We start from the raw sequence: 22,543 nt of genomic DNA on the forward strand, positions 1-22,543 counted from the left end.
TTGTAACTACCGTGATCGAGTCCTGCGCCAATGAATACTGAATTTCGCAAAACATTACCGGGCACCCGGCTGGATTATTTCGACACCCGTGCGGCCGTCGATGCGATCAAGCCCGGTGCGTACGACACATTGCCTTACACCTCCCGCGTACTGGCCGAAAACCTGGTACGCCGCTGTGATCCTGCCACCCTGAATGCATCGCTGAGCCAGTTGATCGATCGCAAGCGCGATCTCGACTTTCCGTGGTTCCCGGCGCGTGTGGTGTGCCACGACATTCTCGGCCAGACCGCGCTGGTCGACCTCGCCGGCCTGCGTGACGCCATCGCCCAGCAGGGTGGTGACCCGGCCCAGGTCAATCCGGTAGTGCCGACCCAACTGATCGTCGACCACTCGCTGGCGGTGGAATGCGGCGGCTACGACCCCGAGGCATTTGAAAAGAACCGCGCCATCGAGGACCGTCGCAACGAAGACCGCTTCCACTTTATCGAGTGGACCAAAAAAGCCTTTAAAAACGTTGATGTGATCCCGCCGGGCAACGGCATCATGCACCAGATCAACCTGGAGAAAATGTCTCCGGTGATCCAGGTGCGCGACGGTGTGGCCTTCCCTGATACCTGCGTAGGCACTGACAGCCACACCCCTCACGTGGATTCGCTGGGCGTGATCGCCATTGGTGTCGGTGGTCTTGAGGCCGAAAGCGTGATGCTTGGCCGTGCCTCGTGGATGCGCCTGCCGGAAATCGTCGGCGTCGAACTGACCGGCAAGCTGCAACCGGGCATTACCGCCACCGATATGGTGCTGGCGCTCACCGAGTTCCTGCGCAAGCAGAAAGTGGTCGGTGCCTGGCTGGAGTTCTTCGGTGAAGGTGCCGCAGCGCTGACCCTGGGCGACCGTGCCACCATTTCCAACATGGCTCCTGAATACGGCGCCACGGCTGCGATGTTTTACATCGACCAGCAAACCATTGACTACCTCAAGCTGACTGGTCGTGAAGATCAGCAAGTGCAACTGGTGGAGAACTACGCCAGGGTCAGCGGCCTTTGGGCCGACAGCCTGAAGGGTGCGCAGTACGAGCGCAGCCTGAGCTTTGACCTGTCGTCGGTAGTGCGCAACATGGCCGGACCGAGCAACCCCCACGCCCGTGTGGCCACCACTGATCTGGCGGCCAAAGGCATCGCCGGTCAATGGGACGAAGTGCCGGGGCAAATGCCCGACGGCGCGGTCATCATCGCGGCGATCACCAGCTGCACCAATACCAGCAACCCGCGCAACGTGATCGCTGCGGGCTTGATGGCGCGCAATGCCAACCAGCTTGGCCTGAGCCGCAAACCGTGGGTCAAAACCTCGCTGGCGCCGGGCTCCAAAACCGTGGCCCTGTATCTGGACGAAGCCGGTTTGACCCATGAACTGGAGAAACTGGGGTTTGGCGTGGTGGCATTTGCCTGCACCACCTGCAACGGTATGTCCGGTGCCCTGGACCCGGCCATCCAGCAGGAAATCATCGACCGCGACCTGTACGCCACGGCTGTACTGTCGGGCAACCGCAACTTTGACGGGCGTATTCACCCTTACGCCAAACAGGCGTTTCTCGCCTCGCCGCCGCTGGTGGTGGCCTACGCGATTGCCGGCACTATCCGCTTCGATATCGAGAAAGATGTATTGGGCCTGGACGCCAATGGCAAGGAAATCCGCCTGAAAGACATCTGGCCGAGCGATGAAGAAATCGACGCTGTGGTCAAGGCCGCCGTGAAGCCGGAGCAGTTCCGCCAGGTGTATATCCCGATGTTCGCCATTCATGAAGACACCGGCCCGAAAGTCGAGCCGCAGTATGACTGGCGCCCGCAGAGCACGTACATCCGCCGTCCGCCGTACTGGGAAGGTGCGTTGGCCGGGGCTCGTCCGCTCAAGGGCATGCGCCCGCTGGCGGTACTGCCGGACAACATCACCACAGACCACTTGTCGCCGTCCAACGCCATCATGCTCGACAGCGCCGCAGGCGAATATCTGGCGAAAATGGGCTTGCCGGAAGTCGACTTCAACTCATACGCAACGCACCGCGGCGACCACCTGACGGCCCAGCGCGCGACCTTCGCCAACCCGAAACTGTTCAACGAAATGGTGATCGAGGACGGCAAGGTCAAACAGGGCTCCCTGACTCGCCTTGAGCCCGAAGGGCAGGTGATGCGCATGTGGGAAGCCATCGAAACCTACATGGAACGCAAGCAGCCGTTGATCATTATCGCGGGCGCCGATTACGGTCAGGGTTCGTCCCGTGACTGGGCGGCCAAAGGGGTGCGCCTGGCAGGGGTCGAGGCCATTGCGGCCGAGGGCTTTGAGCGTATTCACCGTACCAACCTGGTGGGCATGGGCGTGTTGCCACTGGAATTTTTGCCGGGCACCAACCGCAAAACCCTGCAAATCGACGGCAGTGAAACCTACGACGTGATCGGCGAACGCACCCCGCGTGCCACGCTGACCCTGGTGATCACCCGCAAAAATGGTGAGCGCCTGGAAGTGCCGGTGACCTGCCGCCTGGATACTGCGGAAGAAGTCTCGATCTACGAAGCAGGCGGCGTGTTGCAGCGTTTTGCCCAGGACTTCCTGGAATCGGCGACAGCCTAACCCCAGCGCCGGGGCCACGAGCCCCGGCTACTACAGGACTCAGTCATATGGTCTACGCAGCGCAAATCAGAATTCCCGCGACCTATATGCGTGGCGGCACCAGTAAAGGCGTGTTCTTCAGTCTGCTGGACCTTCCCGCCGTGGCTCAGGTACCGGGTGCCGCCCGTGATGCCTTGTTGTTGCGCGTGATCGGTAGCCCAGACCCTTACGAAAAACAGATCGACGGCATGGGCGCGGCCACTTCCAGCACCAGCAAAACCGTGATCGTCAGCAAAAGCCTGCGTGCGGATCATGATGTCGATTACCTGTTCGGTCAGGTCGCGATCGACAAGCCCTTTGTGGACTGGAGCGGCAACTGCGGCAACCTGTCTGCGGCGGTCGGGTCGTTCGCGGTCAGCAGCGGCCTGGTGGATACCGCTCGTATCCCCCGCAATGGTACGGCGGTGGTACGTATCTGGCAGGCCAATATTGGCAAGACCATCATTGCCCATGTGCCGATCACCGACGGTGCGGTACAGGAAACCGGCGATTTTGAACTCGACGGCGTGACCTTCCCGGCCGCAGAAGTGCAGTTGGAATTTATCAGCCCGGCAGCGGATGAAGAGGGGGCAGGCGGTTCGATGTTTCCAACCGGTAACCTGGTGGACGACCTCGAAGTACCGGGTGTCGGCACCTTGAACGTGACCATGATCAATGCCGGGATTCCGACGATTTTCGTCAATGCGCGGGATATCGGTTACAGCGGTGCAGAGCTGCAGAGCGACATCAACAGCGACCCTAAAGCCCTGGCCATGTTCGAAACTATCCGTGCTCACGGTGCGTTGCGCATGGGCCTGATAGACAAGCTTGAAGACGCGGCCAAGCGTCAGCACACGCCCAAGGTCGCCTTTGTTGCCGGGCCTGCGGACTACGTGTCATCCAGCGGCAAGCCGGTCAGTGCTCAGAGTGTGGATTTGCTGGTGCGGGCCTTGTCGATGGGCAAGTTGCACCACGCCATGATGGGCACCGCTGCGGTGGCCATCGGTACGGCTGCGGCGATCCCGGGCACGCTGGTCAACCTGGCGGCCGGTGGTGAACAGCGCGATGCCGTGCGCTTTGGCCATCCCTCGGGCACCTTGCGCGTGGGTGCCGAAGCCCGGCAGGTTGACGGCGAATGGACCGTGACCAAAGCCATCATGAGCCGCAGTGCGCGGGTACTGATGGAAGGCTGGGTGCGGGTGCCGGGTGATTCTTTTTGATCGGGTGAACCCTTTGCCCTCACCCCAACCCTCTCCCTCCGGGAGAGGGCCAGGGTGAGGGGCTTTTGATTCTGATACATCAAACGGGCATTTAGACCCGCAAAATCACGATGAACCTGAGGATGGACACGACCCTTACCCACTCTTTGGAGACTGCCCCATGAGCGCCAACGTCGACCTCAACAACCGCCCCGATTACGACAAGGTTTTGCAGGACATTGCCGATTATGTCCTGTCCTACACCATCACCTCCCCCGAAGCCCTCGATACTGCCCGCAACTGCCTGATGGATACCTTGGGCTGCGGCCTGCTGGCGCTGCGTTTTCCGGAGTGCAGCAAGCACCTGGGGCCTTTCGTCGAGGGCACGGTTGTGCCTTTTGGCGCGAGGGTCCCAGGTACTTCGTTTCGCCTGGACCCGGTCAAGGCGGCATGGGACATCGGCTGTATCGTGCGCTGGCTGGACTACAACGACACCTGGCTGGCGGCGGAGTGGGGCCATCCTTCGGATAATCTGGGCGGTATTCTGGCGGTAGCCGATCATCTGTCGCAAAAACGTGTAGCCAATGGCGAAGCGCCGATGACGATGCGGGCGGTGCTCGAAGCAATGATCATGGCCCATGAGATTCAGGGCGTGATTGCCCTGGAAAACTCTTTCAATCGTGTTGGCCTGGACCATGTTCTGCTGGTCAAGGTCGCCTCGACGGCGGTGTGCGCCAAACTGATGGGCGCCACTCGCGAGCAGTTGCTGTCGGCGCTGTCCCATGCTTTTGTGGATGGGCAGGCGTTGCGCACCTATCGTCATGCGCCGAACGCCGGATCGCGTAAATCCTGGGCTGCCGGGGATGCGTCGAGTCGCGGGGTGCGTCTGGCTGACATTGCGTTACGCGGTGAAATGGGCATCCCCGGGGTGCTGACTGCGCCGCAATGGGGCTTCTACGATGTGCTGTTCAGCCATACCAACAAGGATCTGGCGCTCAAGCCCGAGGACCAGCGCCAGTTCAGCCTGAGCCAGCCCTATGGCACCTATGTAATGGAAAACGTGCTGTTCAAGATCAGCTTCCCGGCCGAATTCCATGCGCAGACTGCGTGCGAAGCAGCAGTGACCTTGCATCCCCAGGTCAAGGACCGCTTGCACGATATCGAGAAAATCGTGATTACAACCCACGAATCGGCGATTCGGATCATTTCCAAGCAAGGCAAATTGGCCAACGCGGCGGACCGTGATCACTGTATTCAATACATGACCGCGGTACCGCTGGCGTTTGGCAATCTGATAGCAGAACACTACGAAGATGATTTTCACGCGGCCCACCCGATCATCGACCAATTGCGGGAAAAAATGGTAGTGGTCGAAAATCCGCGCTACACACGCGAGTACCTGGAGGCAGACAAACGCTCAATTGCCAATGCCATCGAGGTTTTTTTCAGCGATGGCACCAGCACCGGGCAGGTGGAAGTGGAATACCCCATTGGCCATCGTCGGCGTCGTGATGAGGGGATTCCATTGCTGGAGGACAAGTTCAGGGCCAACCTGGCCACCCGTTTTGTGAGCCAGCGGTGTGCGCAGATTTTTACCCTGTGCAAGGATCAGCAGGCGCTGGAGGCCACGCCGGTTAACCGGTTTGTGGACCTGTTGGTGATTTGAGCCAGAAGTGGGAGCGAGCCTGCTCGCGAAAGGGCTTTACCGGCTTCGCGAGCAGGCTCGCTCCCACAGGTTTCATGTGTTCAGGGCTGTTATTTGAACCGCCGCTCCACGCCTTTTTCGACCAGGATCTTGGCCGATATTTCTTCCACCGAGAAATGCGTGGAGTTGATATGCGGAATGTTTTCGCGCTGAAACAGGCGTTCAACTTCGCGCACTTCAAATTCGCACTGGGCAAAGCTTGAGTAGCGGCTGTTGGGCTTGCGTTCGTTGCGGATGGCCGTCAGGCGGTCCGGGTCGATGGTCAGGCCGAAGAGCTTGTGTTTGTGTACACGCAGGGCAGCCGGCAGCTTGAGGCTTTCCATGTCGTCATCGGTCAGCGGGTAGTTGGCAGCGCGGATGCCGAATTGCATCGCCATATAAAGGCAGGTCGGGGTTTTGCCGCAACGGGACACGCCAACCAGGATCAGGTCGGCCTTGTCGTACTTGTGTGTGCGGGCGCCGTCATCATTGTCGAGGGCAAAGTTCACCGCCTCGATGCGCTCCATATAGTTGGAGTTGTGGCCAATGGAGTGGGACTTACCCACCGAATACGAGGAATGTTCACCCAGCGCCTGCTCCAGTGGAGCAAGGAAACTGGAGAAGATGTCGATCATGAAACCATTGGACGTGGCGAGGATTTCGCGAATGTCCTGATTGACGATAGTGTCGAAAATTATCGGGCTGAATCCGTCTTTTTCGGCGGCGTTATCGATTTGTTGTACCATTGCCCGCGCTTTTTCCACGCTGTCTATGTAGGGGCGCGTGAACTTGCTGAAGGTCACATTTTCGAATTGTGCCAGCAAACTCTGGCCCAGGGTTTCGGCAGTAATACCGGTGCCATCGGATATAAAGAAAGCAGATCGTTTCATTTGCGCCTTGGGCCTTAAGCTGGTGACGATTCTTGGATATGATAGGCGCGCTTTTGTCGCGCTACATGACAGGCAGTGTCACTTATTTTCCAGGTCCAGGCCACAATCGCTGTGATGCCTCATGATGAGGATCCAGCGCCCTGAGCTTTTCCCAACACCGTTAGTGGAGAGATCACCTTGGTAGAGTACGTAGTTTCCCTCGATAAGCTCGGCGCCCATGACGTGGAGCATGTGGGGGGCAAGAACGCATCCCTCGGCGAGATGATCAGTAATCTTGCAGGCGCTGGTGTTTCAGTTCCCGGTGGCTTCGCCACGACTTCTCAGGCATATCGTGATTTTCTCGAACTGAGTGGTTTGAACGACCAGATCCACGCTGCGCTGGATGCGCTCGATGTAGATGACGTCAATGCCCTGGCCAAAACCGGTGCCCAGATCCGTCAATGGATCATGGAAGCCGAGTTCCCGGAGAAGCTTAACGCCGAAATTCGTACCGCCTTTGCCGCTTTGTCCCAGGGCAACCCTGACATGGCCGTTGCCGTGCGCTCCTCGGCCACCGCCGAAGACTTGCCGGACGCGTCCTTTGCCGGTCAGCAAGAAACCTTCCTGAATATCCGTGGCGTTGAAAACGTCATTCGTGCGGCCAAGGAAGTATTTGCCTCCCTGTTCAACGACCGCGCTATTTCTTACCGCGTGCACCAGGGCTTTGACCACAAACTGGTCGCCCTGTCTGCAGGCGTACAGCGCATGGTGCGCTCCGAAACCGGCACCGCGGGCGTGATGTTTACCCTGGACACTGAATCAGGCTTCCGTGATGTAGTGTTTATCACCGGCGCCTACGGCCTGGGTGAGACCGTCGTGCAAGGTGCGGTAAACCCGGACGAATTCTACGTTCACAAACAAACCCTGGAAGCGGGTCGCCCTGCGATTCTGCGTCGTAACCTGGGCAGCAAAGCCATCAAGATGATCTACGGCGACGAAGCCAAGGCCGGCAAGTCGGTCAAGGTGATCGACGTTGAAAAGGCCGATCGCGCGCGTTTCTGCCTGACCGATGCTGAAGTCAGCGAACTGGCCAAGCAAGCCATGATCATCGAGAAGCACTACAAGTGCCCGATGGACATCGAGTGGGCCAAAGACGGCGATGACGGCAAGCTGTACATCGTACAGGCGCGCCCGGAAACCGTGAAAAGCCGCAGCGCCGGCAATGTCATGGAGCGCTACCTGCTCAAGGAAACCGGTACGGTACTGGCTGAAGGCCGCGCCATTGGCCAGCGTATCGGTGCAGGCAAGGTCCGCATCATCAAGGACGTGTCGGAAATGGATAAAGTCCAGCCGGGCGACGTACTGGTCTCCGACATGACCGACCCGGACTGGGAACCCGTGATGAAGCGCGCCAGCGCCATCGTCACCAACCGCGGCGGTCGTACCTGTCATGCGGCGATCATCGCTCGCGAGCTGGGTATCCCGGCCGTGGTGGGTTGCGGCAACGCCACCCAGCTGTTGAAAGACGGCCAGGGCGTTACCGTTTCGTGCGCTGAAGGCGATACCGGGTTTATCTTTGAAGGCGAACTGGGCTTCGATATCAAGAAGAACTCCGTGGACGCCATGCCGGACCTGCCGTTCAAGATCATGATGAACGTCGGCAACCCGGACCGTGCCTTTGACTTCGCGCAATTGCCGAACGCCGGTGTGGGCCTGGCCCGTCTGGAGTTCATTATCAACCGCATGATCGGTGTACACCCCAAAGCCCTGCTGAACTACGATGGCCTGCCACAGGAAATCAAGGACAGCGTCGACAAGCGCATCGCCGGCTACAACGATCCGGTGGGCTTCTACGTCGAAAAACTGGTTGAAGGCATCAGCACCCTGGCCGCCGCTTTTGCACCGAAAAAAGTCATCGTGCGCCTGTCGGACTTCAAGTCCAACGAATACGCCAACCTGATCGGCGGCAAGCTGTACGAGCCTGAAGAAGAGAACCCGATGCTGGGCTTCCGCGGTGCTTCGCGTTACATCAGTGAAAACTTCCGAGACTGCTTCGAGCTTGAATGCCGTGCGCTCAAGCGTGTGCGTAACGAAATGGGCTTTACCAACGTTGAAATCATGGTGCCGTTCGTCCGTACCCTGGGTGAAGCGAGCCAGGTGATAGATCTGCTGGCGGAAAACGGCCTCAAGCGTGGTGAAAACGGTCTGCGCGTGATCATGATGTGCGAACTGCCTTCCAACGCGATCCTGGCTGAAGAGTTCCTGGAGTTCTTCGACGGGTTCTCCATCGGCTCCAACGACCTGACTCAGCTGACCCTGGGTCTGGACCGCGACTCCGGTGTCATTGCGCACCTGTTTGATGAGCGCAACCCGGCGGTTAAAAAGCTGCTGTCCAACGCCATTCAGGCGTGCAACAAGGCTGGCAAGTACATCGGTATTTGCGGCCAGGGCCCGTCCGATCACCCGGATCTGGCGCTATGGCTGATGGAGCAGGGTATCGAAAGTGTTTCCCTGAACCCGGACACCGTTCTGGAAACCTGGTTCTTCCTTGCAGAGGGTCAGGCGCAGGCTTGAGTCGTTGAGCGTGGAGCAGGGCAGCCAAAGGGCTGCCCTGCTCTTTATAGGCAGTGGTAGGGCGAGTTCCTGTGTGAAATCGCCCTTTTTTGTGCAAGAGCATTATGCAAAGCAGCAGTCTCCTTTTTCCCGTTGCCCTGATCAGCGCTGAGCGTCGGGGCGATCTGAGCGAAGACGTTTATCGCTTGAAACCGGCCAACAGCCCGGATATTTCCGTTGAGCTGGTGGTGACCCGCCTGGGGATGGCCGACGACAGCCAGGTACGCGGCGTGCCGGTCATCCTGTTGCATGGCAGTTTTTCCAATCGGCGTTTTTGGTACTCGCCCAAGGGGGCAGGGCTAGGGGCGTTTTTGGCGCGTGCCGGGTTTGATGTGTGGCTGCCCGAAATGCGTGGCCATGGTCTTTCGTCACGAAATATTAGCTGGGCTAAAAATCGCGTGGCGGACTATGCCCGCTACGACTTGCCAGCCATAGCGGCATTTGTTCGCGAGCAAAGCGGGCAAGTTCCGCACTGGCTCGGCCATTCTCAGGGTGCCATCAGTTTGGCCGCGGCCTTGGGGGGCAAGTATCTGAGTGAGCCGGATGTGGCGTCGGCGGCGTTTTTTGGCTGTCAGATCAATCGCCGTTACTGGTCACTGAAAATTCCTCCGATTGAGTGGGGTGCCTATCTGTTGTTGAAGCGCTTCAAGCAACTGTCGGGGACGCGACTCAAGCGTGGCCCGGAAGACGAGCCGGTCAGCATCGCCCTGGAAACCCTGCGCTGGAATGGTTTTATGGGGCGTTTCAAGGACGCCGAGCGCGACTGGTGGGCCGGTTTGGCCGAGGTTCAGGTCCCGGCACTGGTGGTGGCAGCGGTGGGTGATCGGCAAACGCCGGAGTGGGCGTGTCGCAAGCTGTTCGACCAGTTGGGCTCAGAACAGCGCATGTTCGTGTCCCTTGGCCGTGAGCATGGCTTCAGCTCTGATTACAGTCACGTTGAAATGCTGGTCAGCCAGTCTGCGCAGCAGGAAGTGTGGCCATTGGTGCGTGATTGGCTACTAAAAGGCACGACGAAATCGTTGTAGATACTCTGTTGCAGGTCAAGCCCTCTATTGTGGGAGCGAGCCTGCTCGCGAACGATCTTCGCGAGCAGGCTCGCTCCCACAGTTGCAGTGTTTCTGTAGCTGCTTCGTTCATACGGCAGCTGGTGCGGATGGCGTGTGACCCGATATCGCAAGGTGGTCATAACGTGTTCTTTTATGTGATATTGGTTGCCGCTCGAGGCTTGGACGACTTTTAAAGCCGGGCTTGTCCAAAGCGTCTATAACCCATAGTGCTATCGTTGTTTTCACTGTTGTGCCCACCCTGAACAGGAGCTTTCCCGTGAATCACTACATCACCCCCGATCTGTGCGATGCCTACCCTGAGCTGGTGCAGGTACTTGAGCCCATGTTCAGCAATTTCGGCGGGCGCGACTCCTTTGGCGGCGAGATCGTGACCATCAAGTGCTTCGAGGACAACTCCCGGGTCAAGGAACAGGCTGAACTCAGCGGTGAAGGCAAAGTGCTGGTGGTCGATGGGGGCGGTTCCCTGCGTCATGCCTTGCTGGGCGACATGATTGCAGACAGGGCGGCAAAAAATGGCTGGGAAGGTATTGTTATTTACGGCTGCATTCGCGACGTCGATGTGCTCGCGCAAACCGATCTCGGCGTGCAGGCTTTGGCCAGTCATCCGCTCAAGAGCAACCGTCGCGGTGTGGGCGATGTCAACGTGCCCGTGACGTTTGCGGGTGTCACGTTCCGCCCCGGTGAATTCATTTATGCCGACAATAATGGCGTTATCATTTCGCCAACCGCTCTGAAAATGCCGGGCTAAACGCATTACCACTAAGGATCACGGATGTTCGAGGAAGAAAACGCTCAATGGGGGCTGGTGCATGCGCTGGTGCTGGATGGTGAAGGCGGCGCACGTTCGATTGCGCGCACCGAGCTGAACGACCTTCAGTTGCAGGCCCACGAAAGCCTCTGGCTGCATTGGGATCGCAGTCATCCGCAAACCCAGAGCTGGCTGCGTGATTCCAGTGGCTTGAGTGATTTCAACTGTGATCTGCTGCTTGAAGAAAATACCCGTCCGCGCCTGGTGCCTGCCCCCAACAATGAGCTGCTGCTGTTTATGCGCGGGGTCAACCTGAACCCCGGCGCAGAGCCTGAAGACATGGTTTCACTGCGTATTTTCGGCAGTGCGCAGCGCTTGATCTCATTGCGCATGCGACCATTGCGGGCCACCGATGAGTTGCTCAGTGAGTTTTCCCAGGGAGAAGGCCCGAAAAATCCCTCTGAATTGATCCTGTACCTGGCCCAGCACCTGACATTGAAGGTGCAGGACTTGATCGGCGAACTGTCAGAAATCGTCGATGACGAAGAAGATAAAATAGATGCCGACGAACGGTACACACCTGATCACAACAGCCTCCTGCAGGTTCGTCGAAGGGCAGCCGCCTTGCGTCGATTCCTGGCACCTCAGCGGGATATTTTCGGTCAGCTTACGCGTATCAAATTACCCTGGTTCAGTGCCGATGATGCCGACTACTGGAACGAACTGAACAACAGCCTGACCCGCTATCTGGAGGAGCTCGAACTGACCCGCGAGCGCGTGGGGCTGGTGCTCGAGTCTGAAGACCGGCGTTTGAACGTGCGTATGAGCCGCATCATGTATCGCTTTGGCGTGCTGACGGGGATCTTTCTGCCGATCACCTTTATTACCGGTTTGCTGGGCATCAATGTGGGGGGCGTACCGTTCTCCGATGACTCTTATGGCTTTGCCATAACCTGCGGCGTGATGCTGGTTATCGGGGCGGGGCAATGGTGGTTTTACCGTCGTTTGCAGTGGCTGTGACCGGGTGAATGTGACCCCGGCAAATGTCCCTTCGTCTTTTACTGACTTACCGAGAGGTGCTTATGCACGATCCGTTTGAACAGTCCTTACGTGAAATGCTCAAGGCCGAGCCGTCCAACCGGGATGACGATGCGTGCCTGGGTCGCGTGCTGAAAACCGCCAACCGACAGGTCGGTGCGGGAGACCTTTTCAGCCTGCTGGGCCGCTGGATGCAAGCACTGATGATTGCTTTGAATAGCGGTTCGGCTCATATTGCGCCCGTTTCGCGACGCAAATCTGCTGCTCGCCCTGTTGATAAGGCTGATTGAACATGGAATTGAATGTCTGGACCCAAAGCCTGGTCGCGGCAATGACTGCCTTGTGGACCAAGATTGCCAACTTTATTCCCAACCTCTTCGGCGCGTTGGTGGTAGTACTGCTGGGCTTCGTGGTTGCTAAACTGCTCGACGCCTTGCTGTCCAAACTGCTTGCCAAGTTGGGCCTTGACCGCCTGATGGGCGGTACGGGCTTGACCAAGATTCTGGCCCGGGTCGGAATTCAGGTGCCCATTTCGACGCTGATTGGCAAAATCGTCTACTGGTTTGTGCTGCTGGTATTCCTGGTTTCTGCAGCGCAGTCTCTGGGCCTGGATCGTGTGTCATCCGCGCTGGATCTGTTGACGGTGTATCTGCCCAAGGTCTTTGGTGCGCTGCTGGTTCTGCTGGCAGGCGTGTTGCTGGCCCAGGTGCTCAACGGCCTGGTGCGTGGCGCTGCCGAGAGCGTGGGCTTCGATTATGCCGGCGGGCTGGGCAGGGTGACCCAGGGGCTGGTCATCATCATCAGCATCTCCGTGGCTATCAGCCAGCTGGAGGTCAAGACCGACCTGCTAAACCATGTGATTGTTATTGTGTTGATTACCGTTGGTCTGGCTATTGCACTGGCAATGGGGCTGGGCAGCCGGGAAATCGCCGGGCAAATACTGGCCGGGATCTATGTGCGTGAGCTGTATCAGGTTGGTCAGGAAGTGCGGATTGGCGAGGTTGAAGGGCAGATCGAAGAAATTGGCACGGTTAAAACCACGTTGCTGACCGATGAGGGTGAGCTAGTCTCCATCTCGAACCGGATCTTGCTGGAGCAGCACGTAACCAGCCGCTAACACGGCAAACCCTGCTAATGTACGCCGCCGCAAAAAAGCCAAGATTGACTGGTTGCGGCGGACATTGACCTGACTGTTGGCACAACTCGTTTTGAATAAAGCACAATCGCTATCCATGCGCTATGACCCCCGCGAGCTCTCTGATGAGGAGCTGGTGGCGCGCTCGCATGATGAGTTGTTTCACGTGACACGTGCCTATGAAGAGCTGATGCGGCGCTATCAGCGCACTTTGTTCAACGTTTGTTCAAGGTATTTAGGGAACGATAGGGACGCTGATGATGTCTGTCAGGAAGTCATGCTGAAAGTGCTGTACGGTTTGAAAAATTTTGAAGGCAAGTCGAAATTCAAGACATGGCTGTATAGCATCACCTACAACGAGTGCATTACACAGTATCGAAAGGAACGGCGAAAGCGTCGCTTGATGGACGCATTAAGTATTGACCCCCTCGAGGAAGCGTCCGAAGAAAAGGCGCCGAAACCTGAGGAAAAGGGCGGACTTGATCGCTGGCTGGTGCATGTAAATCCGATTGATCGTGAGATTCTTGTGCTGCGTTTTGTCGCAGAACTGGAATTTCAGGAAATCGCGGACATAATGCATATGGGTTTGAGTGCGACAAAGATGCGTTACAAGCGTGCTCTAGATAAATTGCGTGAGAAATTTGCAGGCATTGCTGAAACTTAGTTCAGCGCAAATGGCTCTACGTGTAGGCAAGGTCTGATAGACTTGCTGCCGAGTTGTCCCCCGGTATGAGGGACTGCTTTACAATCACCAGATGGGGATTTAACGGATGAAACTGAAAAACACCTTGGGCATTGCCATTGGTTCCTTTGTAGCCGCAACTTCGTTCGGTGCCCTGGCACAAGGCCAAGGCGCGGTCGAGGGTGAACTGTTCTACAAAAAACAGTACAACGACAGCGTCAAGCACGTAGAAGACGGTTACAACCCAGGCGCATCGATCGGTTACTTCCTGACCGACGACGTTTCGTTGAACCTGACCTACGACAAAACCAACCACACCCGTTCGAATGACGGCACTGGCCACCAGAAAATCAAAGGCGACAACTTTGGTCTGAACGCTCAGTACCACTTCGGCACCGTAGGCGACGCTCTGCGTCCATACGTTTCCGGCGGTGTTGCTCACAAGAGCATGACCAACGTTGAGGCTGACGGCCACAGCGGTCGCGACAAGTCGACTTTCCTGACTGCAGGCGCTGGTGTTAAGTGGTACATCACTGACAACCTGTTCGCCCGTGCTGGCGTTGAAGCTGACTACAAACTGGACAACGGCAAGTGGGACTACGCTCCTACCGTTGGTCTGGGTGTGAACTTCGGCGGTAACGGCGGTAAAGTCGCTCCTGCTCCAGTTCCAGCTCCAGCACCAGTTGAGCCAGAGCCAGAAGCTCCGATCGCTGAAGTTGTTCGCGTTGAACTTGACGTGAAATTCGACTTCGACAAGTCGGTTGTTAAATCGCAGTACATGCCTGACATCAACAACGTTGCTGATTTCATGAAGCAGTACCCTGCGACCACCACTACTGTTGCTGGTTACACTGACAGCATCGGTCCAGACGCCTACAACCAGAAACTGTCGCAGCGTCGTGCTGACGCTGTTCGTGCAGCCCTGGTTAACCAAGGTGTTGCAGCCAACCGCGTAGACGCAGTTGGCCACGGCGAAGCCAACCCAGTTGCAAGCAACGCAACTGAAGAAGGCCGTGCCCTGAACCGTCGCGTAGAAGCTACCGTTCAAGCAGAAGCTAAGTAATTTTTAGCTAGGCTGTTCAGAAAAACCCGGCTCAGGCCGGGTTTTTCTTTGCCTGTGATTTAGTGAAGCGCGCAGCTATAATCGCGCTCTCTTCAAGCAACCCTTTGAGTCCTATCAGCCCATGTATAACCTGGCCCGCCAGTTGCTCTTCAAACTCTCCCCTGAAACCTCCCACGACCTGTCCCTGGACTTGATCGGCGCAGGTGGCCGTCTCGGGCTTAACGGTTTGTTGTGCAAGGCGCCGGCAAGGCTGCCAGTGACGGTGATGGGGCTGGACTTCCCTAACCCGGTCGGCCTGGCCGCAGGTCTGGACAAAAATGGTGCGGCCATTGATGGCTTTGCACAACTGGGTTTTGGCTTCGTTGAGATCGGCACCGTGACGCCGCGACCTCAGCCGGGCAATCCCAAACCCCGTATTTTCCGACTGCCTGAAGCGCAAGCGATCATCAACCGCATGGGGTTCAACAACCTTGGCGTCGATCACCTGCTTGCACGGGTTCAGGCAGCCAGGTACAGCGGTATCCTGGGTATCAACATTGGCAAGAACTTCGATACGCCGGTTGAGCGAGCGGTCGATGATTACCTGATTTGCCTGGACAAGGTGTATGAGCACGCCAGCTACGTGACTGTAAACGTCAGCTCGCCTAACACGCCGGGTTTGCGCAGCCTGCAATTCGGTGATTCGCTCAAGCAATTGCTCGAGGCCCTGCAGCTGCGTCAGAACGAGCTGACTCAGCGCCACGGCAAGCGCGTACCGCTGGCGATCAAGATCGCCCCTGACATGACAGACGAAGAAACCGTGCTTGTGGCTCAGGCGCTGCTTGAGACGGGTATGGACGCAGTGATTGCCACCAACACCACGCTGAGTCGTACAGGTGTTGAAGGTATGGAGCATGGCGACGAGGCGGGTGGTCTGTCTGGAGCACCGGTTCGTGAGAAAAGCACTCACACGGTGTCAGTTCTGGCCGGTGAGCTGGCAGGTCGTATGCCGATCATTGCTGCGGGCGGGATTATCGAGGGCAAACACGCAGCTGAAAAAATCACTGCGGGTGCGAGCCTGGTGCAGATTTATTCGGGCTTTATCTACAAGGGTCCGGCCTTGATTCGCGAGTCGGTTGACGCCATATCGGCCTTGGCGCGCTGATTGGCAGGCAATAAAAAGGGCTCCCCTAAGGAGCCCTTGGGCCGTAGCCCGCCGCCTGGAAAGGGCGGCAAGGTTGAGTCAGTACAGCTTCGAGGTGATGTCGGATTTTGCCCGGAGTTAGCCGACGGCGTGAAGTTCGTTGAGTCTGTGGATGCCCGCAGTGCCTGTCATACCGTCCCAGTTGTCGCCGCGTCCTTCACGCCAGCCGTTAATCCAGGCTTGGCGTACCGACGGTAGAGTAAAAGGGCAAAGCTCGCGGGATTTTCCGTTAACACCGTATTGATATCCGCGAAGGAACGCTTTTTCCAACGGATCACGCTTAAGTCTTCTCATAGGGTATTGCCCTCACTTGTTGACTGTTTATTTAGCGTCGGCCTTCCAGAGGCCGGGGCAGAGTGTTCTGCCGTTGGTGTGCTCGCTGCCGGCGTGGCGAGCATTTTGTCAGGGCCTGTGCGGCCGTAACCTGAGTTGAGTTCTAACCAATGCGCCAAGGCGTGTGAATGATCGTTTTGTCATAAGGACGTAACGATAATGGTGTTAAGGCCATAAGTAAGGTCGCTTTTTGACCACTGAATACGACCAAAGCCTGATAGGCCGAGTGTTTGCAAAGAGGATGCGTTTCATTCCCCGTCGCGAATACCCGCCTCTTTTGCTGGGGGACTATTCGACGAAGGGTCTGTATATGACCTGTTGTTTCCAGATGAATGACCTGCCTCGGCGTCTAAACTGTTCATGCCTGCGGGCATGAGTGATCGCCTCGGTGGAACGGCACAGTTTCGTGCCACGCGAGCGCTCTTCAAGAAAAGCGCTTGATTGAAAACGGAGCGGGCGATGCGTCGCCTTCTCGCTGATAGCTAATAGCCCAGGAATCCCATGTCGGATCGTTACGAACTCTTCCTTACCTGTCCCAAAGGCCTTGAAGGCCTGCTTCTCGAAGAGGCCACCGGCCTTGGTCTTGAGGAAGCCCGCGAGCACACCTCGGCCATTCGAGGCATGGCTACCATGGAGACGGCCTACCGCCTGTGCCTGTGGTCGCGCCTTGCCAACCGTGTGTTGCTGGTACTCAAGCGCTTCCCGATGAAGGACGCCGAAGACCTGTACCACGGTGTGCTGGACGTTGACTGGCAAGACCATATGGTGCCGGATGGCACCCTGGCCGTTGAGTTCAGCGGTCACGGCTCGGGTATCGACAACACCCACTTTGGTGCGTTGAAGGTAAAAGACGCCATCGTCGACAAGCTGCGCACGCCAAGCGGTGAGCGTCCTTCCATCGACAAGATCAGCCCCGACATGCGCATTCACCTGCGCCTGGACCGTGGCGAAGCCATTCTGTCGCTGGATCTGTCAGGCAGCAGCCTGCACCAGCGCGGCTACCGTCTGCAGCAGGGTGCTGCTCCGCTGAAGGAAAACCTCGCGGCGGCCATTCTGATCCGTGCGGGCTGGCCACGTATGGCCGCCGAAGGTGCTGCTCTGGCTGACCCGATGTGTGGTGTAGGTACGTTCCTTGTCGAAGGCGCGATGATCGCCGCCGATATGGCGCCAAACCTCAATCGTATTCACTGGGGTTTCGATGCCTGGCTGGGTCATATACCGGCCATCTGGAAAAAACTTCACGACGAAGCCACCGAGCGTGCCGAAATCGGCATGGCCAAGCCGCCGCTGTGGATCCGTGGCTATGAAGCCGATCCACGCCTTATCCAGCCAGCGCGCAATAACATCGAGCGCGCGGGCCTGAGTCACTGGATCAAGATCTACCAGGGCGAAGTGGCGACCTTCGAGCCGCGTCCGGACCAGAACCAGAAAGGCCTGGTAATCTGCAACCCGCCGTACGGCGAGCGTCTGGGTGATGAGGCGAGCTTGCTTTATCTCTATCAGAACCTCGGCGAGCGTCTGCGCCAGGCCTGCTTGAACTGGGAGGCCGCGGTGTTTACCGGTGCTCCGGATCTGGGCAAGCGTATGGGCATCCGTAGCCACAAGCAGTATTCGTTCTGGAACGGCGCCTTGCCGTGCAAGCTGTTGTTGATCAAGGTGGTGCCAGATCAGTTCGTTACCGGCGAGCGCCGTACCCCCGAGCAGCGTCAGGCTGAGCGCGAACAGGCTGAGTCCGATCTGCCTTCCAACATCGAAGCGCCAACCAAGTACGAGAAGTTCAACAAGAACGGTAACCCGATCAAACCGGCTCCGGTGGTGATCGAGCAGCCACGCTTGAGCGAAGGCGGGCAGATGTTTGCCAACCGACTGCAAAAGAACCTCAAGGCGCTGGGCAAGTGGGTCAAGCGCGAAGGTATCGACTGCTACCGTGTCTACGACGCCGACATGCCGGAATATGCGATGGCGATCGATCTGTACCACGACTGGGTTCACGTCCAGGAATACGTGGCACCGAAATCCATTGATCCGGTAAAAGCCTCGGAACGCATGTTCGATGCATTGGCGGCCATCCCACAGGCGTTGAACATCGACAAGAGCCGGGTAATCGTCAAGCGTCGCGAGCGTCAGAGCGGTACCAAGCAGTACGAGCGTCAAAGTGCCCAGGGCAAGTTCACCGAGGTCAATGAAGGCGGCGTGAAGCTGCTGGTCAACCTTACGGACTATCTGGACACGGGTCTGTTCCTGGACCATCGCCCGATGCGCATGCGTATCCAGAAAGAGGCTGCCGGCAAACGCTTCCTCAACCTGTATTGCTACACCGCAACTGCCAGCGTACACGCAGCCAAGGGCGGCGCGCGCAGCACCACCAGCGTTGACCTGTCGAAAACCTATCTGGACTGGGCGCGTCGCAACCTGTCCCTGAACGGTTTTTCGGACAAGAACCGTCTGGAGCAGAGCGATGTGATGGTGTGGCTGGATGCCTGTCGTGAAGAGTACGACCTGATCTTTATCGATCCGCCGACCTTCTCCAACTCCAAGCGCATGGAAGGCATCTTCGATGTGCAGCACGACCACGTGCAATTGCTGGATCTGGCCATGGCCCGTCTGGCGCCGGGTGGCGTGCTGTATTTCTCCAACAACTTCCGCAAATTCATCCTCGATGAAAATCTGGAAGCGCGTTACGCGGTCGAAGAAATCACTGCCAGCACCATCGATCCGGACTTTGCCCGCAACAGCAAAATCCACCGTGCCTGGAAAATCATGGCCCGGTAATAGCGGCTGAGTACTGGCCTGCCTGCTTCTTGCAGGGGTGGGCCTGTAGTGGGAGCGAGCCTGCTCGCGATGGCATCACCGCAGTTTTGCGCCTGAGCGGGTCGCCTGCTTCGCGAGCAGGCTCGCTCCCACAATGAAAAACGCCCCTGATCGCACGATCAGGGGCGTTTTTTATTGCCCGGGCAACGCCTTACTGCGCGATGGATACCGCGCTATTCGGGATTTGCGGCTGACGATACAGGTCGAGCAGAACCTGATCCAGAATCGCCGAAGCGCCCCACGGACGAGGGTCGTTAAGGATGGCCACCACTGCCCAGGTATTGCCGTTGCTGTCGCGACTAAAGCCGGAAATGGCCCGCACGGTGTTCAGGGTGCCGGTCTTGATATGGGCCTGGCCGTTCATGGCCGTGGTTTTCAGGCGCTTGCGCATGGTGCCGTCTTTGCCGGCAATGGGCATGGAACTGATGAACTCGGCAGCGTAGGGGCTTTTCCAGGCAGCCTGTAGCATTTGCGCCATTTCCCGCGCGCTGACGCGCTCTGCACGGGACAGGCCGGAACCGTTCTCCATGATCAAATGGGGTGCGGTAATGCCTTTTTTCGCCAGCCATTGGCGTACTACGCGCTGTGCGGCCTTGGCGTCGTCACCGTCAGCATCGTTGCGGAACTGCGCGCCCAGGCTCAGGAACAGTTGCTGGGCCATGGTGTTGTTGCTGTATTTGTTGATGTCACGAATGATTTCGGCCAGGTCGGGCGAGAACGCGCGTGCCAGCAGCTTGGCATTTTTGGGTACGCTGGCCTGGCGGTCCTGGCCTTGAATGCTGCCACCCAGCTCTTTCCAGATAGCGCGTACGGCGCCAGCAGTGTAGGTCGCGTGGTCCAGTAGGGACAGATAGGTCTGCGAGTTGCAGCCATCGGCCAGTTGCCCGCTGACGGTTACCAGTACCGAGCCGTCGGCTTGCGGTACCGGGTTGTAGCGCACGTCGCCGGTGCATTGTTTGGTGTTGACGGCCTTGACCTGGTTGTCGATCTTGATGCTGGCAATTGGTGGTTCGACCGAAATCAGAACCTTGCCCCCATCGTTGCGCGCCACGAAACGCAGGGCCTTGAGGTTGACCATCAGCGAGTCGGGCTTGACCAGGAACGGTTTGTTCTTGTCATTGCCGTCGTCGTTGAATACCGGCAGTTGCGGCTGATTGAAGAAGTTGCGATCGAGTACCAGGTCGCCGGTGATCTGTTGCACACCATTGGCGCGCAGATCGCGCATCAACAGCCAGAGTTTTTCCATGTTGAGCTTGGGGTCGCCGCCGCCCTTGAGGTACAGGTTGCCTTGCAAAATGCCATTGTTCAGCGTGCCATCAGTGTAGAACTCGGTTTTCCATTGATGGGTCGGGCCAAGCATTTCCAGGGCGGCGTAGGTGGTCACCAGTTTCATGGTGGAGGCCGGGTTCATGGATACATCGGCGTTGTAGACAGTGGGAATGCCAGGGCCGCTTAGCGGCAGCAGAACCAGGGACAGGGCGTCGTCGCCCAGTTTGTTGGTCTTGAGCGCTTGCTGAACTTTTGGTGTGAGGGTGGTATTGACAGGGGCGGCGTTGGCGCCGAAGGCCAGTGGCAGAAAAAAGCTGGCGAGAAACAGTGGCCGTAAAGATTTGATCATATTAAGTAAAACCCTGCAGGCGAGGGGGGGAAATACGAGGGCATGATGAAAAGTTCCCTCAATGGTCATAAAAGTATTGGCATTATGCCCCAAGGTTGTCGGGGTTGTGCATCCACCTGTTACAGGGTTTCGCGGATAAAGTATAGAAAACGATGAACCGTTCACACGGAACCGGGCGCCGGGCGGCCGAAGCTGCTAAAGTGCCGCCCGTTATTACTTAAGAGGATTGTTCAATGGCTACTAATCGTTCCCAGCGTCTGCGCAAAAAACTGTGCGTTGATGAATTTCAGGAGTTGGGTTTTGAGCTGAACCTGGATTTCAAAGAAGACCTGTCGGAAGAGGCTATCGATGCATTCCTGGCAGCTTTCCTGGCAGAAGCCATGGAAGCTAACGGCTTGGGTTATGTTGGCGGCGACGACTACGGTCTGGTTTGCCTGCAGAAGCGCGGTTCGGTCAGCGAAGAGCAGCGTGCTGCTGTTGAAGCCTGGCTCAAAGCGCGTCCAGAGCTGACCACCGTTGAAGTTAGCCCGCTGTTGGACGTGTGGTACCCGGAAAAGCCAATCAATCCGGTAGCCTGACGTCAAATATAAAGGCAGCCCAAGGGCTGCCTTTATATGTTTTACCCCTCTGGCCCGTCCTGGGCTTTACATCGCATTCCCTGGTTCCTCCGACAGCTGCACAGGTGGCATGTGTCTGTCAGTCGTAAATCGACTTCTTCTTCCAGTCGGCATCGGCCTCGTCTGTCTTCAAACCTTCAGTCAGCTCGTTGACTTCACCCGTGGTCGGCTCAAGTGCGCTCTGCACTTGTGCGTTGGCGCGTGCCAGTTGTGCTTCGAAATCCTTGATCTGGGCGTTGTACATGGCGGGTACCGGCTGTTTGCGCAAGTACTGCACGGCACGTTCGAAAGCCAGGCGCGCCTGTGCGGGCTGATTTTTCTGCAGGGCCAGCTTGCCCAGATTGTTGAAGAACTCGATATGCAACACCACCAGCAAGTGGCGAATTTCCGTGAGCCACTGCTTGGCTTCGTTGGTCGGCAAAAAACCGTCCTTGGCCGCACGGGTGATTTGCCCGTGGAGTGTTTCAAGCAAAAAACGTACGTCCTTGGCTTTGGCTTCGGTCAGCACCGGGTTGGGCGGGTTGTTGACAGGAATTGACTCGCCCTTGGCAATCAGGCCGCCGAGCTCGGTCACTTGTGCCTTTAATGCCGCGCTGGATTTATCCAGGAGCAATAGGCGCTGTGTCGCATTGAGCTCAAGGCGGGTAAGCAGCAGTTTGAGGGCGGGAGACATCAACTGGCCGGGGAAGGTCTCGTTGACCTCGCTGCAACGACGGATGCGGTCGTTAAGCTCGACCTTGAGGCGGGCTTTCTCCAGTTTGTTGTTTTCCACTATATGGTTGATGTAGACGATGGCAATCAACAGTGCGATCCCGACGACGACAAGCAGGGCGATCATGGTGGGCGTCAACGTTAAAACCTCTTGTGGGTGTAGATGCGCTGTCTCGGTGAAGTCGCAGTGCCTGGCTAGGACGGGGGTGAGGATCGACTGGGCAGCAAACTGCCATCACTGAGGTTCGGCAATCATAACTCCTTGTAGGGTGCCGGAATATAGGCGCCAAGAGCTTGCCTCGAGACTCTGTAGGAAAACGCCTTAATAGGGGGGAAGTCATTGATTTCAATATATTTTCATATTGGGGTTGACGACCTTCCAATCCATCCCTAGAATGCGCGCCAATTGCAGCGTAAAGCGAACAGCCAAACGCATGTAACCAGTGAAGTTGTAGTGTGTCCCCTTCGTCTAGTGGCCTAGGACACCGCCCTTTCACGGCGGTAACAGGGGTTCGAGTCCCCTAGGGGACGC

General features: G+C 57.5%; 18 protein-coding genes and 1 tRNA gene. 15 read left to right on the forward strand and 4 right to left on the reverse strand.

Going from position 1 to position 22,543, the window contains the following annotated elements; genetic code table 11:
- Positions 1 to 30 precede the first annotated feature (30 nt).
- The 3 genes from acnD to prpD all read left to right on the forward strand — a co-directional run bounded on the left by acnD (position 31) and on the right by prpD (position 5,505).
- Positions 31 to 2,622: a Fe/S-dependent 2-methylisocitrate dehydratase AcnD gene (gene acnD / locus GHO03_RS14075; RefSeq protein ID WP_153400086.1), complete on the forward strand. Its 2,592-nt coding sequence runs from the start codon at positions 31 to 33 to the stop codon at positions 2,620 to 2,622.
- 47 nt (positions 2,623 to 2,669) lie between these two features.
- A complete protein-coding gene (gene prpF, locus GHO03_RS14080) occupies positions 2,670 to 3,860 on the forward strand; it encodes a 2-methylaconitate cis-trans isomerase PrpF (RefSeq protein WP_133144871.1) in 1,191 nt (396 codons plus the stop codon).
- 160 nt (positions 3,861 to 4,020) lie between these two features.
- Positions 4,021 to 5,505 (forward strand): 2-methylcitrate dehydratase, encoded by a 1,485-nt coding sequence (prpD, locus tag GHO03_RS14085; RefSeq protein WP_095039430.1) that lies wholly within the window; start codon positions 4,021 to 4,023, stop codon positions 5,503 to 5,505.
- Positions 5,506 to 5,594: 89 nt separating this feature from the next.
- On the opposite strand, the gene GHO03_RS14090 is transcribed toward prpD, so the two are convergent.
- The gene (locus tag GHO03_RS14090; RefSeq protein ID WP_133144872.1) at positions 5,595 to 6,413 is read right to left on the reverse strand and encodes a pyruvate, water dikinase regulatory protein; all 819 of its coding nucleotides are present in this window, start codon (positions 6,411 to 6,413) and stop codon (positions 5,595 to 5,597) included.
- Between the two features lie 177 nt (positions 6,414 to 6,590).
- Between GHO03_RS14090 and ppsA the strand changes: the two genes are divergently transcribed.
- From ppsA to GHO03_RS14135, 9 genes are all read left to right on the forward strand, one after another.
- Positions 6,591 to 8,966, forward strand: coding sequence for a phosphoenolpyruvate synthase (gene ppsA / locus GHO03_RS14095; protein ID WP_095003117.1), 2,376 nt, complete (start codon positions 6,591 to 6,593; stop codon positions 8,964 to 8,966).
- Positions 8,967 to 9,070: 104 nt separating this feature from the next.
- The gene (locus GHO03_RS14100; protein ID WP_095019624.1) at positions 9,071 to 10,030 is read left to right on the forward strand and encodes an alpha/beta fold hydrolase; all 960 of its coding nucleotides are present in this window, start codon (positions 9,071 to 9,073) and stop codon (positions 10,028 to 10,030) included.
- 298 nt (positions 10,031 to 10,328) lie between these two features.
- Entirely contained in the window at positions 10,329 to 10,820 is a 492-nt protein-coding gene (rraA, locus tag GHO03_RS14105) for a ribonuclease E activity regulator RraA (protein WP_095019625.1), read from the forward strand.
- A 24-nt stretch (positions 10,821 to 10,844) separates the two neighbouring features.
- Positions 10,845 to 11,840: a CorA family divalent cation transporter gene (locus GHO03_RS14110; protein WP_095021009.1), complete on the forward strand. Its 996-nt coding sequence runs from the start codon at positions 10,845 to 10,847 to the stop codon at positions 11,838 to 11,840.
- 62 nt (positions 11,841 to 11,902) lie between these two features.
- Positions 11,903 to 12,148, forward strand: a complete 246-nt coding sequence (locus tag GHO03_RS14115) for a CrfX protein (RefSeq protein ID WP_095003121.1) — start codon at positions 11,903 to 11,905, stop codon at positions 12,146 to 12,148.
- Between the two features lie 2 nt (positions 12,149 to 12,150).
- Complete coding sequence (locus tag GHO03_RS14120) at positions 12,151 to 12,975, forward strand: mechanosensitive ion channel domain-containing protein (protein WP_095003122.1); 825 nt, start codon at positions 12,151 to 12,153, stop codon at positions 12,973 to 12,975.
- Positions 12,976 to 13,066: 91 nt separating this feature from the next.
- Complete coding sequence (sigX, locus tag GHO03_RS14125; protein ID WP_029611289.1) at positions 13,067 to 13,657, forward strand: RNA polymerase sigma factor SigX; 591 nt, start codon at positions 13,067 to 13,069, stop codon at positions 13,655 to 13,657.
- Between the two features lie 106 nt (positions 13,658 to 13,763).
- On the forward strand, positions 13,764 to 14,738 hold the full coding sequence (locus GHO03_RS14130) for an OmpA family protein (RefSeq protein ID WP_095003123.1): 975 nt from the start codon (positions 13,764 to 13,766) through the stop codon (positions 14,736 to 14,738).
- A 121-nt stretch (positions 14,739 to 14,859) separates the two neighbouring features.
- Positions 14,860 to 15,882 carry a quinone-dependent dihydroorotate dehydrogenase gene (locus GHO03_RS14135; RefSeq protein ID WP_153400088.1) on the forward strand — a complete coding sequence of 341 codons (1,023 nt, stop codon included), beginning with the start codon at positions 14,860 to 14,862 and terminating at the stop codon, positions 15,880 to 15,882.
- 117 nt (positions 15,883 to 15,999) lie between these two features.
- Here the strand turns inward: GHO03_RS14135 and rmf are convergent, their stop codons facing one another.
- On the reverse strand, positions 16,000 to 16,215 hold the full coding sequence (gene rmf / locus GHO03_RS14140) for a ribosome modulation factor (protein ID WP_095003125.1): 216 nt from the start codon (positions 16,213 to 16,215) through the stop codon (positions 16,000 to 16,002).
- A gap of 540 nt (positions 16,216 to 16,755) precedes the next feature.
- On the opposite strand from rmf, the gene rlmKL reads away from it, so the two are divergent.
- The gene (rlmKL, locus tag GHO03_RS14145) at positions 16,756 to 19,026 is read left to right on the forward strand and encodes a bifunctional 23S rRNA (guanine(2069)-N(7))-methyltransferase RlmK/23S rRNA (guanine(2445)-N(2))-methyltransferase RlmL (RefSeq protein WP_153400090.1); all 2,271 of its coding nucleotides are present in this window, start codon (positions 16,756 to 16,758) and stop codon (positions 19,024 to 19,026) included.
- Positions 19,027 to 19,216: 190 nt separating this feature from the next.
- Here rlmKL and dacB read toward each other — a convergent pair whose 3' ends face one another.
- Entirely contained in the window at positions 19,217 to 20,683 is a 1,467-nt protein-coding gene (gene dacB, locus GHO03_RS14150) for a D-alanyl-D-alanine carboxypeptidase/D-alanyl-D-alanine-endopeptidase (protein WP_095003128.1), read from the reverse strand.
- A 233-nt stretch (positions 20,684 to 20,916) separates the two neighbouring features.
- On the opposite strand from dacB, the gene GHO03_RS14155 reads away from it, so the two are divergent.
- Positions 20,917 to 21,261 carry a YggL family protein gene (locus tag GHO03_RS14155; RefSeq protein WP_095003129.1) on the forward strand — a complete coding sequence of 115 codons (345 nt, stop codon included), beginning with the start codon at positions 20,917 to 20,919 and terminating at the stop codon, positions 21,259 to 21,261.
- A gap of 118 nt (positions 21,262 to 21,379) precedes the next feature.
- On the opposite strand, the gene GHO03_RS14160 is transcribed toward GHO03_RS14155, so the two are convergent.
- Complete coding sequence (locus GHO03_RS14160) at positions 21,380 to 22,138, reverse strand: hypothetical protein (RefSeq protein ID WP_095003130.1); 759 nt, start codon at positions 22,136 to 22,138, stop codon at positions 21,380 to 21,382.
- A gap of 331 nt (positions 22,139 to 22,469) precedes the next feature.
- Here GHO03_RS14160 and GHO03_RS14165 point away from each other — a divergent pair.
- Positions 22,470 to 22,542 (forward strand) — tRNA-Glu (locus GHO03_RS14165).
- Position 22,543: the final 1 nt, after the last annotated feature.

This window comes from Pseudomonas sp. FSL R10-1339 (genome assembly GCF_009600545.1).
Taxonomy (GTDB): Bacteria; Pseudomonadota; Gammaproteobacteria; order Pseudomonadales; family Pseudomonadaceae; genus Aquipseudomonas; species Aquipseudomonas bubulae.